We start from the raw sequence: 17,290 nt of genomic DNA, 5'->3' as shown, positions 1-17,290 counted from the left end.
TTTTATAAATGAACTAGACGTATTTTTATTACAAAGATAATCTATCATTTAAGTTAGATATTTATTTTACTAGGATAAGGGTATAAATCAAAAAAACAAGGAATGATAGGTGATTGAGCAATGAAAGTTGGCGTTATATTAAATAGAGTATTTAGAATTCATCATAATCCGTTACTAGCTTATATTTGTAATCAATTAGATACTACTGATACATGTGTATTGATTATACCTAAAGAAAAATTTGGTGATGAAGCACAATTAAAAGCATCATTTTATCATGGAACACTCAATGCTTTTATCAACACATTAAATCATTATCAAATTCAAACGAATGTAATAGATTACGATTATTTAATAGAGTTTTGTATTAACCAACAATTAGATAAAGTCGTTATGGCAAGTGATATCATGAGTTATCATCATGAATCATATGATTATCCACATCAAAATCAACGATTTCATGACGCAGGTATCCATGTTGATGCGCTTCGTGTACAACATTATTTTAGTCCACGAAAAACATTTAACAATCAAGGCGAACCATACAAAGTATTTACAAGTTTTTATAAAAAATGGCGACCATATGTTATGCAACGACATAGAGCACATTACGAATTAAGTGATATTTCAAAAATAGTCGAGCCGGCATACGCCCCAACGCAAATTAATGATAGCCATAGTGGATTAACTGAAAAAGAAGTACAACAGCAATGGCAAAGTTTCTTAAATAATGATATTCAAAATTATGAGTCAAATAGAGCGTATTTACCTGAAGTATTAACGAGTCAACTTAGTATTGCATTAGCATATGGATTGATTGATATATTGCAAGTATTTAATGATTTATTACAGGGGTATGAAAGTGACGAATCTAATTATGAAGCATTTATCAGAGAATTAATTTTTAGAGAATTCTATTATGTACTGATGACACAGTATCCAGAAACAGCCCATCAATCATTTAAAGAGAAATATCGAAACATTGATTGGGTCAATGACAAGCAACAATTTAATAAATGGAAAAACGGTGAAACAGGATATCCAATTGTAGATGCTGCTATGCAAGAACTGAATCAAACTGGATATATGCATAATCGAATGAGAATGGTGACATCCCAATTCTTAACGAAGGATTTATTGATAGATTGGCGCTGGGGAGAAACTTATTTCAAAGATAAATTAATTGATTATGATAATGCGTCGAATGTTCATGGATGGCATTGGTCCGCTTCGACTGGAACAGATGCGGTACCATATTTTAGGATGTTTAATCCTATTAAACAGAGTGAGCGATTTGATCAAAACGCATTATATATAAAACAATGGCTACCCACATTCAATAATGTAGATAGCCATCTATTACACGATACTAAAAAGTATATGCAGTTATTAAAACAACAAGGTATTGAATTGGGTATTGATTATCCTGAACCAATGGTTAATCACAGTGATAGCCGTCAACGTGTAATGTCATTGTTTAAATCATTGTGATTAAAGTCCTGTTCTTTTGTAGGTTATTTGAATTGAGTTCATTCAAAATGAAATGACACATGTACTATTTAAGCCAGAACAAGCAAACATATACAGTAACATATTCGAAAAAGGTTAAAATGTACATATATTTTAATCGTAATTTAACCCCTAGTGGGACGTCCCAATTTGGATATTTTCTTTCGAAATGAAAAGCCTGTAAAATAAACAAACCTATACCTAATGGTAAAAACATAAGACCGATACTTTTAGCATAGCTAAAACCGATATCATGTATAAAATGACCTACAACGAGTTGTAGAATAATAATGATTGCTAATAAAATGATTAGGTTTAACATCATTTTTGTAATCGAACTCCTTTTACAAATAAAATGATTGCTGATTGCATTATTACCATTAATAACACAAAGATAAATGTTTTTAGGTTAAATACACCTAGGACCTCGTAGAATATTTTTAATGGTTCATTGATTAAATATACCGTATGAAATCTTAAGAAGCGGCCCATATAAATACCCAAACCATTTAAAAACATAAGAATAATAACTAATATGCGATTAAGCCAGATGTGTTTGGTAAAATGTAGAATTTCCATAAAAATCAAGATCATGACATACATGGCTAAAAAGACGCCTAACATTAAATAAGTAAAGAATATCCATTCCTTTAAACTCAACCCTACTAAGAAATTGAATTGAAACTGATTTAAATGAATCAAGTCAGTAATCATATAGAAGGTATTAGGTACGAGTAATAAAAAGATCATGCCAAATACAACAAATAAAGGCCATTCGAATTTCTTGATAGGTTTAAATAATTTTAATAATAAGCAGAGTTCGTATGGAATATACGCTAAAAATAAATTTAACGTCATAAAATTGAAAATCTTGGTTTCAAATAAAGATATGATAAACAGAATAATAAAATATATTCTCGCTATATATCGGGGTTGCATGATTAACACTACTTTCATAACATACTTTGGTTGTCATTTGATTTAATACTTTCATCCGTTAAAATAAAATTGGACAACTGAGTTTTAATAATATCGTTCTAAGCTTTAGTAATCAACCAAAAAAGTAAAAGCAGTAAGAATTATCATTTTAAAGCACCTACATATTATATACTGGAAATAAGAAGACGTCCGGCTGTTAATTTGTTGTGAAATATATTAAAATATACTGACTTTTAACGTGTTAATATGATGAAAAGGTATGTTTGTATAGGGACCCGCATAATTTGAATAAAGATATGTAAAATACGAGAGAGGGGGACACCATTATGAGAAAACAATTATTTACACTCTACTTTAATATTTTCCTAATATTTTTAGGAATAGGACTCGTTATACCGGTGTTACCAGTTTATCTTAAAGATTTAGGATTAAAAGGTAGTGATTTAGGTATACTGGTAGCTTCATTTGCATTAGCGCAAATGATTATTTCACCATTTGGTGGTGGACTAGCTGATAAACTGGGTAAAAAATTAATTATATGTATCGGTCTTGTTTTATTTTCAATATCTGAATTTATGTTTGCAGTTGGTCACTCATTTACAATTTTGGTTATTTCTCGTGTGTTAGGTGGTTTTAGTGCAGGTATGGTTATGCCTGGTGTAACAGGACTTATTGCTGATATTTCTCCATCACAAGATAAAGCAAAGAACTTTGGTTACATGTCAGCAATCATTAATTCTGGTTTTATTCTAGGTCCTGGTTTTGGTGGATTTTTAGCAGAAGTTTCACATAGATTACCTTTCTATTTTGCAGGTGGTTTGGGAATCATTGCTTTTATTATGTCATTAATTGTAATTCACAATCCAAAGAAAATGACAACAGCAGGTTTCCCTCAATATGATCCAGAACTCTTAACTAAAATTAATTGGAAGGTGTTCTTAACACCAGTGATTTTAACATTAGTATTAGCATTCGGATTGTCTGCATTTGAAACACTTTTTTCATTATATACATCCGATAAAGCTGGTTATACGCCTAAAGATATTTCGATTGCTATCACAGGAGGCGGTATTTTTGGCGCCTTATTCCAAGTGTTTTTCTTTGATAAATTCATGAAATTTACAACTGAATTGAATTTTATTGCGTGGTCATTACTATATTCAGCAATTGTTCTAGTAATGCTTATTATTGCTCAAGGGTATTGGACAATTATGCTCATTAGCTTTATCGTCTTTATTGGTTTCGATATGATTAGACCTGCAATTACGAATTATTTTTCTAATATTGCCGGTAATCGACAAGGCTTTGCAGGAGGACTTAACTCAACATTCACAAGTATGGGGAATTTTATTGGTCCTCTCGTTGCAGGTACACTTTTTGATGTGAATATCGAATTTCCATTATATATGGCTATAGCGGTATCATTAAGTGGTATTGTTATTATATTTATTGAAAAGATGATTAGAACTCGATTAAATCGAAACGCACAATGATGATAGATACCATTCAACGTTTTTCGTTGAATGGTTTTTATATGTGTAAAATATGAAGGTTTAAAAAATCACTAATATAACGTGACAAAATCCTTTAAATTTTTAATATTGTTTTCGAACGATTTTGAATGATTGTGGTACTTTTTTACTTAAAAAAACAGTTTAATGTATTAATTTAAGATAATTATTTCGTTTTTTAATGCTTTTATGTAACAAAAATAACAACTTCAGTAATATTACTGTTACAAATATTACAATCTATTTAAATTGTGACCCACATATCTAAAATTAAAAATTATTATGTTAAGATAGACAAAAATCGATTGAGAAATGTGGGTAAGGAGATGAATTTGAAAAACTTATTATTAAGTATCTTTGCAGTGATTTTGACGATATGTTTAATAGGTCTAATATTTTTAGCTACTAACCAAAATGCATTAGCTAAAGTACATCAGACTATTTGTACATTTTCAAAAGCGAATAAAGTATCTGCATTAGAGAAAACAATTAAATTTACTGATTTTAAAACAGCGAAGGCATCAGAAAAAAATGAAGACAATCATAATGACAATCAACAAAAGACTACATATTTAAAAAAAGACAATCATAGATCTGCAGAAAATCATTTTACACCAAGAGAATGTAAAGTGATTGCATTAAATTATGCGAGCAATCATTTAAATGAAAATTATGATTTAAAACAAGTTAATTATCAAAATCAATCATCAAAGTATCAATATGTGAATCAACAAAATCAACAACAATCAAATATAGTAGTGAATGACAACGGGCAAGTAGGGGAAAATCATTCACATATGAGATAGCACGTGCTTACTAATTGGAGGCATGTGCTTTTTTGTGATTACTATATAAAGAACTAGTGTTAAAATATAGAGGATTAAGTTAAGTAATACCAGAGGTGAGAATATGGGTAAAACCAAAAAAACAAATGCAATGCGCATGTTAGATAGAGCAAAGGTAGCTTATCAAACTAACGTATTTGAAGTAACCGAAGAACACCAAACAGGTGAACAAATAGCAGCACTTGTGCATGCTAATGTTGAAGATGTCTATAAAACACTTGTATTAGAAAATGCTAACCATGATCATTTCGTGTTTGTTATACCAGTGAATGCAACGTTAGATATGAAAAAGGCTGCTCACGAAGTAGGCGAGAAAAAATTAAATTTAATGCCCTTAGATCAACTTAAACAGGTGACAGGATATATTAGAGGTGGATGTTCACCTATTGGTATGAAGCATTTATTCCCGACTGTTATTGACCAGTCAGCGCTTAAACGAGAACAGATTTATATCAGTGGTGGCCAAAGAGGTATGCAAATCATTATCGCTATCAAAGATTTGATAGCAATGACAAACGCTAAAGTGGCTTCAGTCATTCATGACTAATGCACATGCAGTTATATAATAATCAATCAAACACGGAAATACATGAACACAACTAGTCTATAAGTTGGTAGATGTATTTTCGTGTTATTTTTGTCACAAAATGAACGTTTTTGATTGTTTTTGACAATTTTTGATTGAATTTTGTAAGCGTGCTCATTATAATGGTAATTGAGATGGGGTGGTTATATTGATATCTGAAAAGCGACACGATTTAATTTTACAAGAACTTATAAAAAAGGATTTTCTGACACTCCAGGAATTAATGGATAGAACCGGTTGTAGTGCCTCTACCATTCGACGTGATTTATCTAAGTTGCAATTAGCTGGTAAATTACAACGTATTCATGGTGGTGCGACACTTAACCATAATCGAATGGTCGAACCAAGATTAACAGAGAAATTGACGCAAAATTCACGAGAAAAGAAAGAAATTGCCAAACGAGCAGCTCGACAAATTAGAGATAATGAGTGTGTTTTTTTAGATGCTGGGTCAACAACATTAGAGATGATACCTTACATAGATGCAAAAGATATTATTGTTGTAACTAATGGTTTGACACATGTTGAACAGCTACTTAAAAAAGGGATTAAAACCTTAATGTTAGGTGGTCAAGTTAAAGAAAATACATTCGCTACAGTAGGTTCGAGTGCCTTAGAAACATTAAGACGATATTGTTTTGATAAATCATTTATTGGAATGAACGGTATAGATGTAAAGTATGGTTTAACTACACCAGATGAACAAGAGGCGTTAATTAAAGATAATGCTATGCGCCTTTCTAATGAAAGCTTTGTTGTTGTAGATGAAACGAAATTTAATCAAGTGTACTTTGCTAGAGTACCTGTGCAAGATAATACTCGAATCATTACATCTAAGCAGGGGTTACAACATGTGAATGAAGCGTTTACGGCACAATATGAATTTTTAGGAGGGACAATATGATATATACAGTTACTTTTAATCCATCCATTGACTATGTCATGTTTGTAGATGACTTTAAGATAGATGGGTTGAATCGTGCTCAAGATACAAACAAATTTGCCGGTGGTAAAGGTATAAATGTTTCAAGAGTACTAAAGACTTTGGGGGTTGATTCAACAGCATTAGGATTTGCTGGTGGATTCCCAGGCGATTTTATAGCTCAAACATTAAAAGATAGTGATATTCATACAAATTTTGTACAAGTAGAAGAAGATACGCGTATCAACGTTAAGTTGAAAACAGGTCAAGAAACAGAAGTGAATGCACAAGGACCTAATGTGACGGAAGCACAATTTCAATCATTATTAAATCAAATTAAGGAAACGTCAGACAAGGATACGGTTATTGTTGCTGGTAGTGTACCAAAGAGTATTCCGAGTGATGCTTATGCGCAGATTGCTAAAATTACGCGACAAACAGGTGCTCAACTAGTTGTAGATGCTGAAAAAGATTTAGTTGAAACAGTGTTAGAATATCAGCCACTATTTATTAAACCTAATAAAGATGAATTAGAAGTGATGTTTAATACATCTGTTAAAAATGATGAAGATGTTATTAAATATGCTAAACAAATCTTAGAAAAAGGTGCACAGTCAGTCATTGTGTCATTAGGTGGAGATGGCGCAATTTATGTGGATCATCAACAAAGTATTAAAGCTGTGAATCCAACAGGTGAAGTGATTAACACGGTTGGATCAGGCGATAGTACGGTAGCAGGTATGGTAGCAGGGTTAGCTACTGGTTTATCTGTGCAAGATGCATTTAAACAAGCAGTAGCATCGGGAACTGCTACTGCGTTCGATGCAGATTTAGCAACAAAAGAGGCAATAGAAAATATCAAATCACAAGTTACGATTTCTGTACTTGATGGGGAGTGAATAATATGAGAATAACAGAATTATTAACAAAAGAAACGATAGCAATGGATTTATCTTCATCAGACAAAAATGGTGTTATCGATGAGTTAGTGCATCAACTTGACAAGGCAGGAAAATTAAGCGATGTACCATCGTTTAAAGAAGCAATTCATAATCGTGAATCTCAAAGTACAACAGGTATCGGTGAAGGTATTGCTATTCCACATGCGAAAGTTAGCGCTGTTAAATCGCCAGCGATTGCATTTGGTAAATCGAAAGCAGGCGTAGATTACCAAAGTTTGGATATGCAACCAGCACATTTATTCTTTATGATTGCTGCACCAGAAGGTGGCGCTCAAACACATTTAGATGCATTAGCAAAATTATCAGGTATTTTAATGGATGAAAATGTGCGTGAAAAATTAATTAATGCATCCTCACCAGAGGAAGTATTACAAATTATTGATGCAGCTGATGATGAAGCAACAAAAGAAGAAGAAGCAGAAGCACAACAAAATGAAGCGGATGCAACAGCTGCTTCAACAGCTGCTTCAACAGGTGTGGATGCAGAAGATAATGAACCATACGTTTTAGCTGTCACAGCATGTCCTACAGGTATCGCACATACGTATATGGCACGCGATGCTTTGAAAAAACAAGCTGAAAAAATGGGTATCAAAATCAAAGTAGAAACAAATGGTTCAAGTGGTATTAAAAACCATTTAACAGAACATGATATTGAAAAAGCATCAGGGATCATTGTAGCAGCAGATGTACATGTTGAAACAGATCGTTTTGATGGTAAAAATGTTGTCGAAGTACCTGTAGCTGACGGTATTAAACGACCAGAGGAATTAATTAATACGGCATTAGATACAAGTCGTAGACCATTTGTTGCTAGAGGTGATCGTTCTGGTAATAAGGAAGAGAATGAAGAAAAATTAAGTCCCGGAAAAGCATTTTATAAACATTTAATGAATGGTGTTTCTAATATGTTACCACTTGTTATTGCTGGTGGTATTTTAATGGCAATTGTCTTCATTATAGGACCAAACTCATTTGATCCTAAGAGTGCTGAACACAATGCATTTGCGGAGCAACTGTGGAATATTGGTAAAAATAGTGCCTTTGCATTAATCATTCCAGTATTAGCAGGTTTCATTGCTCGTAGTATTGCAGATAAACCAGGATTTGCAGCTGGTTTAGTTGGTGGAATGTTAGCCATTTCAGGTGATTCCGGGTTCATTGGTGGTATCATTGCTGGTTTCTTAGCAGGTTATTTAACTCAAGGTATTAAGTACATTACACGTAAGTTACCTCAATCATTAGAAGGTTTAAAACCAACATTGATTTATCCATTATTGTCAGTAGCAATTACAGGTTTATTAATGATTTATGTGTTTAATCCACCTGCTTCATGGTTAAATCACTTATTGTTAAATGGATTAAATGGACTTTCAGGTTCTAATATTATGTTACTTGGTTTAGTTATCGGTGCGATGATGGCAATCGATATGGGTGGACCATTTAACAAAGCTGCTTACGTTTTCGCAACAGCAGCACTTACAGAAGGTAATGCAGCACCAATTACTGCAGCAATGGTTGGAGGAATGATTCCGCCATTAGCAATTGCAACAGCAATGCTTATCTTCAGAAAGAAATTCACAAAAGAACAAAGAGGTTCAATTGTACCTAACTATGTTATGGGTGCATCATTCATTACTGAAGGTGCGATTCCATTTGCTGCAGCTGACCCAATTCGTGTAATTCCATCTATGATGATTGGTTCCGGTGTGGGTGGTGCGATTGCATTAGCATTAGGTTCAAGAATCAACGCGCCACACGGTGGTATCTTTGTAATCGCAACAACTGACTTCAGTCATATTTTACAAACATTATTAGCGTTAGTTATAGGTACTGTAGTTTCTGCCTTAATATATGGTTTCTTAAAACCAAAATTAACAGAAAATGAAATTGAAGCATCTAAAGCAATGGATGAATAATAGACTTCTAGCCCTTGTCGTTTAATCGACAAGGGCATTTATATTTTTACAAAACTAAATTTTAAATTGTATGATATGAATAAAATGAAAGGTTGTAGTAAAATAACAATCGAATCATTAGAATTAGAAAAGAAGGTATGGATATTGAAGGAATATTTACTTATAAACGGTCAGATTTATACAGAAAGTCAAAAAATAGAACAAGGTTTTATACATATTAAAGATGGCAAAATCATTGAAATTGGTTCTGCTAAAGATAGATTGAACACTTTAAGTAAAACGTATCCTACAGTAGATGTACAAGGTCATCATGTTATTCCAGGATTTATAGACATACATATCCACGGTGGTTACGGCGAAGATGCGATGGATGCCTCAATGGATGGTCTTAAACATTTATCTGAACAACTATTATCTGAAGGAACAACGTCATTTTTAGCAACAACGATGACACAATCAGATGATAGCATTCATCGAGCACTCCAAAATATTGCAGATTATTATCAAATTCAAAATAGGCATGATGCTGCAGAAATTGTAGGTATTCATCTCGAAGGGCCATTTATTTCAGAACATAAGGTGGGCGCACAACATCCTAAATATGTTCAAAGACCATCTATTGAAAAGATTAAGACATTTCAACAGACTGCCAATCAATTGATTAAAATTATTACTTTTGCACCTGAAGTTGAAGGTGCAACTGATACATTAAAAGCTTTAAATAACGACATCATATTTTCAATGGGACATACAGTAGCTACATATGATGAAGCAAATGAAGCTGTTGATAATGGTGCTAAACATATTACGCACTTATATAATGCAGCAACAGGTTTTGGACATCGAGAGCCAGGTGTTTTTGGAGCGGCATGGTTAAATCAAAACCTAAATACAGAAATTATTGTTGATGGTGTGCATTCACACCCAGCGGCTGTAGCAATGGCTTACCAAAATAAAGGTAATGAACATATGTATCTCATTACAGATGCCATGCGTGCAAAAGGAATGCCAGAAGGTGAATATGATCTAGGTGGCCAAAATGTTATTGTTAAAAATGCAGAAGCACGATTAGATTCAGGTGCATTAGCAGGTAGTATCTTAAAAATGAATGATGGTTTGCGTAACTTAATCACTTATACAGGTGCTAATATTAAAGACTTGTGGCGAGTGACAAGTTGGAACCAAGCCAAAGCCTTAGGTATCGATCAAACCAAAGGTAGTATTAAGGTTGGGAAAGATGCTGATTTAGTGATTGTTGACGATACGATTTCTGTCCTTAAAACGATTAAGAATGGTTATATTCATACATTTTAGATTTGATGAATAACTTGACTAAATAGGGGTATTAGTTTTAAATGTTATGTTGTAATTCTATAAACATAAATCAACCAAATGAAATATTTTTATGATAGAATAAAATCAATTACATTTTTTTAGGGGGTGTCGCAATGGGAAGGTCTTAGCATGTAAATATCATTTAAACCAATTCGAAAATTTTAATTACGTGTTAACCATGTGTGACACAGATAATATGGAGGTGAATCCCTAGAAATAGGGAATTAATTGGATACTTCGACCATAATTAGTTTAATTGTATTTTTTCTTTTAATTGCATTAACAACAGTATTTGTCGGATCTGAATTTGCACTTGTCAAAGTAAGATCTACGCGTATCGAACAATTAGCAGATGAAGGAAACAGTGGCGCTAAAATCGTTAAGAAAATGATTGCTAACTTGGATTACTACTTATCTGCATGCCAACTAGGTATAACAGTAACTTCATTAGGTTTAGGTTGGTTAGGTGAACCGACATTTGATAAATTACTACATCCTTTATTCGAACTAATGCATTTACCAAGCGCATTAACGACAACAGTTTCATTTGTCATTGCGTTTATTGTAGTCACATATTTACATGTCGTATTAGGTGAACTTGCTCCTAAATCATTCGCTATTCAACATACTGAGAAGATGGCGTTACTATATGCTAGACCGTTATATTACTTTGGTAATGTAATGAAACCCTTAATTTGGTTAATGAACGGTTCAGCACGCGTGATTCTTAGAGTGTTTGGTGTAGATCCGGATGCACAATCGGATGCAATGTCAGAAGAAGAAATCAAAATCATTATTAATAATAGTTATAATGGTGGCGAAATCAACCAAACTGAGCTTGCATATATGCAAAATATCTTTTCTTTTGATGAAAGACAAGCTAAGGATATTATGGTTCCCCGAACTCAAATGATTACGTTGAACGAGCCTTTTAATGTTGATGAACTATTAGAAACGATTAAGGAATACCAATTTACTCGATATCCTATTACTGAAGATGGTGATAAGGACCATGTTAAAGGATTTATAAATGTTAAAGAATTCTTAACTGAGTATGCATCTGGTAAAACAATCAAAATTGGTAACTATATACATGAATTACCGATGATTTCAGAGACAACACGTATTAGTGATGCACTTGTTAGAATGCAACGTGAACATGTTCATATCAGTTTGATTATTGATGAATATGGTGGTACAGCAGGTATTTTAACAATGGAAGATATTCTAGAAGAAATTGTCGGTGAAATCCGAGATGAATTTGACGATGACGAAGTAAACGATATCGTTAAATTAGAAGACAACAAATATCAAATTAATGGTCGTGTGTTATTAGACGACTTAAATGAACAATTTGGTATTGAATTTGAAGACTCAGAAGATATTGATACAATCGGTGGATGGCTACAATCTGAAAATACAAATCTGCAGAAAGATGATTTCGTTGATACAGAATACGATCGTTGGATTATATCAGAAATTGAAAATCACCAAATTATATGGGTTACTTTAAATTATGAATTTAATCAAGAACGCCCATCATATGAAGTGAATTCAGATGAGGAACAAACGGATTAACAATATTATCTTTGATGAAAAGACGCTTAAGCTATAATGTTTAAGCGTCTTTATTTACGTGTATTATAGTATGGTATACCTTTGCTTGCGCATTTCAACAACTAAGACATATGAAAGAGAGTGGTAGAAATGAATATTAATGATACACAATATTTAAATAATGGTTATCCTATGCCATCGATTGGCTTAGGTGTTTATAAAATAGCAGATGATGAAATGAATGAAGTGATTAATACCGCTATTGAAGCAGGTTATCGTGCATTTGATACGGCATATTTCTATGGTAACGAACAGTCCTTAGGGCAAGCGTTAAAGCAAACAAACGTTGATAGAGAAGATTTATTTATTACATCTAAATTATGGAATGATTATCAAGGATATGACAGTACGATTCAATATTTCAACCAATCTTTAGAAAATTTAGGTCTTGAATATTTAGATTTGTTTTTAATTCATTGGCCTTGTGAAGAAAATGGCTTATTTATAGAAAGTTATAAGGCACTAGAAACCCTTTATCATGAAGGTAAAGTCAAAGCCATAGGCGTTTGTAACTTTAAACAACATCATTTAGAGAAACTAATGCAAGAAACAGAAATAGTTCCTCAAATTAATCAAATAGAGTTACATCCATACTTTAATCAACAAGAATTACAAGATTATTGTGATCATCATGATATTAAAGTCACTGCATGGATGCCATTAATGAGAAATAGAGGATTATTGGACGATCCAGTTATTACGGATATAGCGAAACGCTATCAAAAGACACCAGCACAAATTGTTTTACGTTGGCATTTAGCACATAATCGCATTATTATTCCTAAATCTAAAACACCTAGTCGAATTCAAGAAAATTATAATATTTTAGATTTCAATCTTGAACTTACAGATGTAGCACAAATTGATAGTTTGAACCGAAATGATAGACAAGGTAAAGATCCAGATGAAGTCGCGATAGGTGATTTAAAATAAATAAGTTGAAGTAATGCGACACATCATAAATCATTGTATGAGTAAAAAACATTTATGTTATTTTTGAGGTCGTTTAATTTTACAAAAGTAATGATTTTCGATAAATATTGCGATAAACATTAATGGAATATTAAGATTTTGTAAATACAAAGGCTCTAAGTAGAATACACTATTAAGTAATTGATAAAATAATATTAAATCAATTACTAGAAAAGGATGTCATTGAATGAATATAAGAGTCATCATTCCTTGTTATAATGAAGGAGAAGTCGTATTAAAGACATATGAAAAACTGACTGAGATATTAAAGCAAGATAGTAGCGATAAACAATATGAATACGATTTACTATTCATAGATGATGGCAGTAAAGATTCAACTATTGATCATCTACAAAATTTAGCATTAGCCGACCACCACGTAAAATATATTTCATTTAGTAGAAACTTTGGTAAAGAGGCTGCTATGGTGGCAGGCTATCAGCATAGTGAACATTGTGACGCTGTAGTTATGATAGATGCTGATCTACAACATCCGCCAGAATTTATTCCGCAAATGGTTGAAGGATATAATGAAGGTTATGATCAAGTGATAGCAAAACGTGATCGTAAAGGAGAAAATGTCGCTAGAAAATCGATGACACGTGCTTATTATAAGTTGATAAATGCCTTTGTGGAAGATGTACAGTTTGAAGATGGCGTAGGTGACTTTAGATTAATAAGCAAGCGTGCAGTACAAGCACTGACATCTATGGATGAATATAACCGATTTTCAAAGGGATTATTTGAATGGATAGGTTATAATACGAAAGTATTCACCTATGAAAATGTAGAACGTGAAGCAGGAGAATCGAAATGGTCATTTGCCAAATTATTAAATTATGGTATTGATGGCTTAATTTCGTTTAATAATAAACCATTAAGAATGATGATTTATCTAGGTATGTTTACATTTTCACTCAGTGTACTATATCTTCTGTATCTTTTAATTAATATCATGATTTCAGGTGTAAACATTCCTGGTTACTTCACAACAATAGCTGCGATTACACTTTTAGGTGGTATTCAGTTAATGTCCATAGGAGTTATTGGTGAGTATATTGGTCGAATCTATTATGAAGTGAAAAAGCGACCTAAATATATTGTTCAGGCAACAAATATTGAACCTGAACAAACATCTGAAATATCACAGGAGTCAAATGACTCAAACAAGACACAATCTAGTAAAAATCAATCTCAACACTATCATCAAATTAGAAGATTTGATGCACATAGACATCAACCAACATATCAAGCAACACAAAATAGTGAAGAATATAAAGAACGTGTTCATTAAACAAAAAGCTTACAGGCTATGGATCAGTCCATGAGCTGTAAGCTTTTTATAATTTGATTTATCGACAACGAAAAAAAGAGGTTGAGACATAAAGTTTTTGTGCTTCTGGGAAACCGATTAACGGCGTCCCAAAAGCAAGATTATCGGCAGAAGGGACCCAACATAGAGAAATTGGTATTCCAATTTCTGCAAATAATGCAAGTTGGGCAAACGCTCACGATTCGACAAAATTTGGAAAACAATTCAAATGAACAAACTCAACTATTGTGTTTGTAAGAACTACTAACCTATGAATAAGGAAGTAGTTCTTTATCATCGTTCGGTTCTGCTCAAATCCTAAACGCTTTTGTCCGGACCTCTAAATATACGTTGCCATATGATAAATAATATGAATAGTACATAGATGATAGTAAATACATACCAAAAAGGTGTGAGTATCATCATAGCTATAAATGAGATGATAATTAATATCGTACCAATTAGCATAGGATGCTTGATTGTTTTTAAAATAGGTAGATGATTAAGTTCCGATACATTAAATGTACCTACAAATAATAATACTGCACCAATAATGAAAATAGCTGGAGCTAAGTATGGTAACGACATATAGACAGATTGTTCACTGGATATATCAGTTATAAACTGTGCTAAACTGATGACAATTACAAATATCACTGCAATGAACTTTTGGTCTTTTATCATGAAAGGGTTAATTTTTTTATTTAAATAGAGTTGTAATAATGCCCATACAATAAATAAAATCATCGTATAGATTGAAATGAAATTATATTTTGCGACTACAATTAAATCGATAATAGCATTTAATGAAATAGCTATTAGTATTGAACTAAATCGAAGTTGTTTAAATTGGTGCAAATATAAATCTATTCCTACAATGAGCAATACTACGGCAATATTAATTAATATATATAGAATCATGGTGTACTCCTATCCGTAATACTTCATTCAATTATTATATCAATTAACATAAACTTAATCATTATATAACACTCGAAATTGTTAAAGTTATATTAAATGAGTTTAAACGCCCTTCATATTACTCCATAACAAAGTGTGTAATTGAGGCAATACGTATACATTATTCATATCACTACTTGTCATGACACGATCGACTAATTGTTCATAACGTTGTAATAGCTTGGCAGTATGATTGTCGACGTCATCATCTAAATATGGATTACCAACTTGTAAATAAAACGGAATTGTTGGATAACGATGATGTATCATTTTAGCAAATTCGAAGTCATCTTCATCAAAAATAACGACTTTTAAATTAAGAGATTCAGGTACACATTGTTCAATAACGCTATCTAAAATATCCAAATTAGGTTTCATATTTGAGCTTGGTGGTTTAGGACTTATCGTTAAATCATCGATTTGTGTCATCCATGGTTGGAATTTACTGCCTTGAGTTTCTAGGGCAGTTTGAATATGATGTTCTTCAAATAAATCTACTAAATCTTGGATACCTTTGATAAGTGCTGGATTTCCACCAGAAATTGTGACGTGATTAAAATTATCGCCACCTATTTCACGCAATTTGTTATATATTTCTTCTGCAGACATTAATTGAATATCTTCCTTAGCACTACCATCCCATGTAAAGGCAGAATCACACCAACTACAGCGATAATCACAACCTGCAGTTCTAACAAACATTGTTTTTCTACCAATGACGCGTCCTTCTCCTTGAATTGTTGGTCCAAATACTTCTAATACAGGTATTTTAGCCATTATAAATCACCTTTAGGACGATATACGACATAGCTAGTAGGTGTTTCACGTAAATAAACTTGGACGCATTTTGGATGGTTTTTTTGATCTTTAAGGTATGATTGCACCATTTGATAAATAGTCTGAGCGACAATTTCTGTAGAAGGACTTTTACCTTTGAATTGAACTAAATCATTTAATAAATAATGATCGAATTGGTCATGTATCAATTTTTTTAAATCACTAAAATTCACTAAAAAACCGTTATGGTCTAATTCATCTCCAGCTATGGTAATATTTACGAAATATGTGTGCCCGTGAGTACGCATACATTTCCCAGCGTCTTCACTCGGAATGTAATGTGCTGCTGAAAAGTTAAAGTCTTTATTAAGTTCGAATTGATAGGGATGACTGACACTAGGATAAATTTGTTGAATCATCTTATTGTACTCCTTTCTTAGCAAGATATTTTTCGAGTCCACGTGATCTTAATTGGCAGGCAGGGCATTCACCACAGCCATCTCCAATAATACCGTTATAACAAGTTAGCGTATTTTCACGAATATAGTTTAATACCCCAAGATCGTCAGCAAGTTCCCATGTTTGTGCTTTATCTAACCACATTAATGGCGTGTGAATCACGAAGTCTCTGTCCATAGACAAGTTTAATGTTACGTTCATGGATTTAATGAAGCTATCACGACAGTCTGGATATCCTGAGAAGTCAGTTTCGCACACACCAGTAATAATATGTTTAGCTTTAATTTGATAAGCTAATGCACCAGCGAATGATAAGAAGAGTAAATTACGAGCAGGTACGAATGTATTTGGTATGCCATCTTCAGTATCTTCAATTTTTAAATCATGTTGTGTTAATGCATTAGGTGTCAGTTGCGATAACAACGACATATCTAATATGTGGTGTTCTACGTTTTGCTCTTGAGCAATTTTTTTTGCTACTTCAATTTCAGTATCATGTCTTTGTCCATAATTAAAGGTAACGAGAGTAACATCTTTAAAATGCTTTTTAGCATAAAACAAACATGTTGTACTATCTTGACCTCCGCTAAAGACGACAATGGCTTTGTTTTGATCTAGAGTGTGTTGCACCATAATTATTCCTCCTGTATATCATTAGTCACTGA

The 17,290-nt window shown here is 32.7% G+C and carries 17 protein-coding genes; 11 read left to right on the top strand and 6 right to left on the bottom strand.

All coding sequences use genetic code 11. The annotated features are described in order from the left end of the window. Positions 1-120: 120 nt before the first annotated feature. Entirely contained in the window at positions 121-1,491 is a 1,371-nt protein-coding gene (locus JX000_RS09930; RefSeq protein ID WP_206140669.1) for a cryptochrome/photolyase family protein, read from the top strand. 64 nt (positions 1,492-1,555) lie between these two features. Here JX000_RS09930 and JX000_RS09925 read toward each other — a convergent pair whose 3' ends face one another. Together JX000_RS09925 and JX000_RS09920 are read right to left on the bottom strand one after the other, a co-directional pair. Beyond that, positions 1,556-1,834, bottom strand: coding sequence for a hypothetical protein (locus JX000_RS09925; protein WP_124228511.1), 279 nt, complete (start codon positions 1,832-1,834; stop codon positions 1,556-1,558). After that, positions 1,831-2,448 (bottom strand): DUF1361 domain-containing protein, encoded by a 618-nt coding sequence (locus JX000_RS09920; protein ID WP_124228510.1) that lies wholly within the window; start codon positions 2,446-2,448, stop codon positions 1,831-1,833. The genes JX000_RS09925 and JX000_RS09920 overlap by 4 nt, the downstream gene beginning before the upstream one ends. 326 nt (positions 2,449-2,774) lie before the next feature. Between JX000_RS09920 and norA the strand changes: the two genes are divergently transcribed. From norA to JX000_RS09870, 10 genes are all read left to right on the top strand, one after another. Beyond that, entirely contained in the window at positions 2,775-3,941 is a 1,167-nt protein-coding gene (gene norA, locus JX000_RS09915; protein ID WP_124228509.1) for a multidrug efflux MFS transporter NorA, read from the top strand. 344 nt (positions 3,942-4,285) lie between these two features. After that, on the top strand, positions 4,286-4,765 hold the full coding sequence (locus JX000_RS09910; protein ID WP_037551992.1) for a hypothetical protein: 480 nt from the start codon (positions 4,286-4,288) through the stop codon (positions 4,763-4,765). A 103-nt stretch (positions 4,766-4,868) separates the two neighbouring features. Further along, a complete protein-coding gene (gene ybaK, locus JX000_RS09905; protein WP_145505777.1) occupies positions 4,869-5,351 on the top strand; it encodes a Cys-tRNA(Pro) deacylase in 483 nt (160 codons plus the stop codon). A gap of 187 nt (positions 5,352-5,538) precedes the next feature. Further along, positions 5,539-6,294: a DeoR/GlpR family DNA-binding transcription regulator gene (locus JX000_RS09900; protein ID WP_037551989.1), complete on the top strand. Its 756-nt coding sequence runs from the start codon at positions 5,539-5,541 to the stop codon at positions 6,292-6,294. Further along, positions 6,291-7,211, top strand: a complete 921-nt coding sequence (gene pfkB / locus JX000_RS09895) for a 1-phosphofructokinase (RefSeq protein ID WP_124228506.1) — start codon at positions 6,291-6,293, stop codon at positions 7,209-7,211. Before JX000_RS09900 ends, pfkB begins: the two co-directional genes overlap by 4 nt. Before the next feature lie 5 nt (positions 7,212-7,216). Further along, positions 7,217-9,193: a PTS fructose transporter subunit IIABC gene (locus tag JX000_RS09890; RefSeq protein ID WP_206140668.1), complete on the top strand. Its 1,977-nt coding sequence runs from the start codon at positions 7,217-7,219 to the stop codon at positions 9,191-9,193. Positions 9,194-9,337: 144 nt separating this feature from the next. Further along, positions 9,338-10,507: an N-acetylglucosamine-6-phosphate deacetylase gene (gene nagA, locus JX000_RS09885; RefSeq protein WP_107532244.1), complete on the top strand. Its 1,170-nt coding sequence runs from the start codon at positions 9,338-9,340 to the stop codon at positions 10,505-10,507. A gap of 249 nt (positions 10,508-10,756) precedes the next feature. Next, positions 10,757-12,106, top strand: a complete 1,350-nt coding sequence (locus tag JX000_RS09880) for a hemolysin family protein (RefSeq protein WP_107532194.1) — start codon at positions 10,757-10,759, stop codon at positions 12,104-12,106. A gap of 129 nt (positions 12,107-12,235) precedes the next feature. Then, positions 12,236-13,078, top strand: coding sequence for an aldo/keto reductase (locus JX000_RS09875; protein ID WP_075778891.1), 843 nt, complete (start codon positions 12,236-12,238; stop codon positions 13,076-13,078). 226 nt (positions 13,079-13,304) lie between these two features. Further along, positions 13,305-14,411 (top strand): glycosyltransferase family 2 protein, encoded by a 1,107-nt coding sequence (locus JX000_RS09870; protein ID WP_002450964.1) that lies wholly within the window; start codon positions 13,305-13,307, stop codon positions 14,409-14,411. Between the two features lie 336 nt (positions 14,412-14,747). On the opposite strand, the gene JX000_RS09865 is transcribed toward JX000_RS09870, so the two are convergent. From JX000_RS09865 to queC, 4 genes are all read right to left on the bottom strand, one after another. Next, on the bottom strand, positions 14,748-15,350 hold the full coding sequence (locus tag JX000_RS09865; protein WP_049423587.1) for a hypothetical protein: 603 nt from the start codon (positions 15,348-15,350) through the stop codon (positions 14,748-14,750). 102 nt (positions 15,351-15,452) lie between these two features. Further along, complete coding sequence (gene queE / locus JX000_RS09860) at positions 15,453-16,166, bottom strand: 7-carboxy-7-deazaguanine synthase QueE (RefSeq protein ID WP_002450962.1); 714 nt, start codon at positions 16,164-16,166, stop codon at positions 15,453-15,455. Beyond that, positions 16,166-16,585 carry a 6-carboxytetrahydropterin synthase QueD gene (queD, locus tag JX000_RS09855; RefSeq protein ID WP_002450961.1) on the bottom strand — a complete coding sequence of 140 codons (420 nt, stop codon included), beginning with the start codon at positions 16,583-16,585 and terminating at the stop codon, positions 16,166-16,168. The genes queE and queD overlap by 1 nt, the downstream gene beginning before the upstream one ends. A gap of 1 nt (position 16,586) precedes the next feature. Further along, positions 16,587-17,258 carry a 7-cyano-7-deazaguanine synthase QueC gene (gene queC, locus JX000_RS09850; protein WP_002450960.1) on the bottom strand — a complete coding sequence of 224 codons (672 nt, stop codon included), beginning with the start codon at positions 17,256-17,258 and terminating at the stop codon, positions 16,587-16,589. Positions 17,259-17,290: the final 32 nt, after the last annotated feature.

The sequence above is a fragment of the Staphylococcus sp. SB1-57 genome (assembly GCF_017086425.1).
GTDB lineage: Bacteria > Bacillota > Bacilli > Staphylococcales > Staphylococcaceae > Staphylococcus > Staphylococcus warneri_A.
Note: the sequence above shows the minus strand (reverse complement) of the source record. Positions and strands in the feature narration are given on the sequence as shown.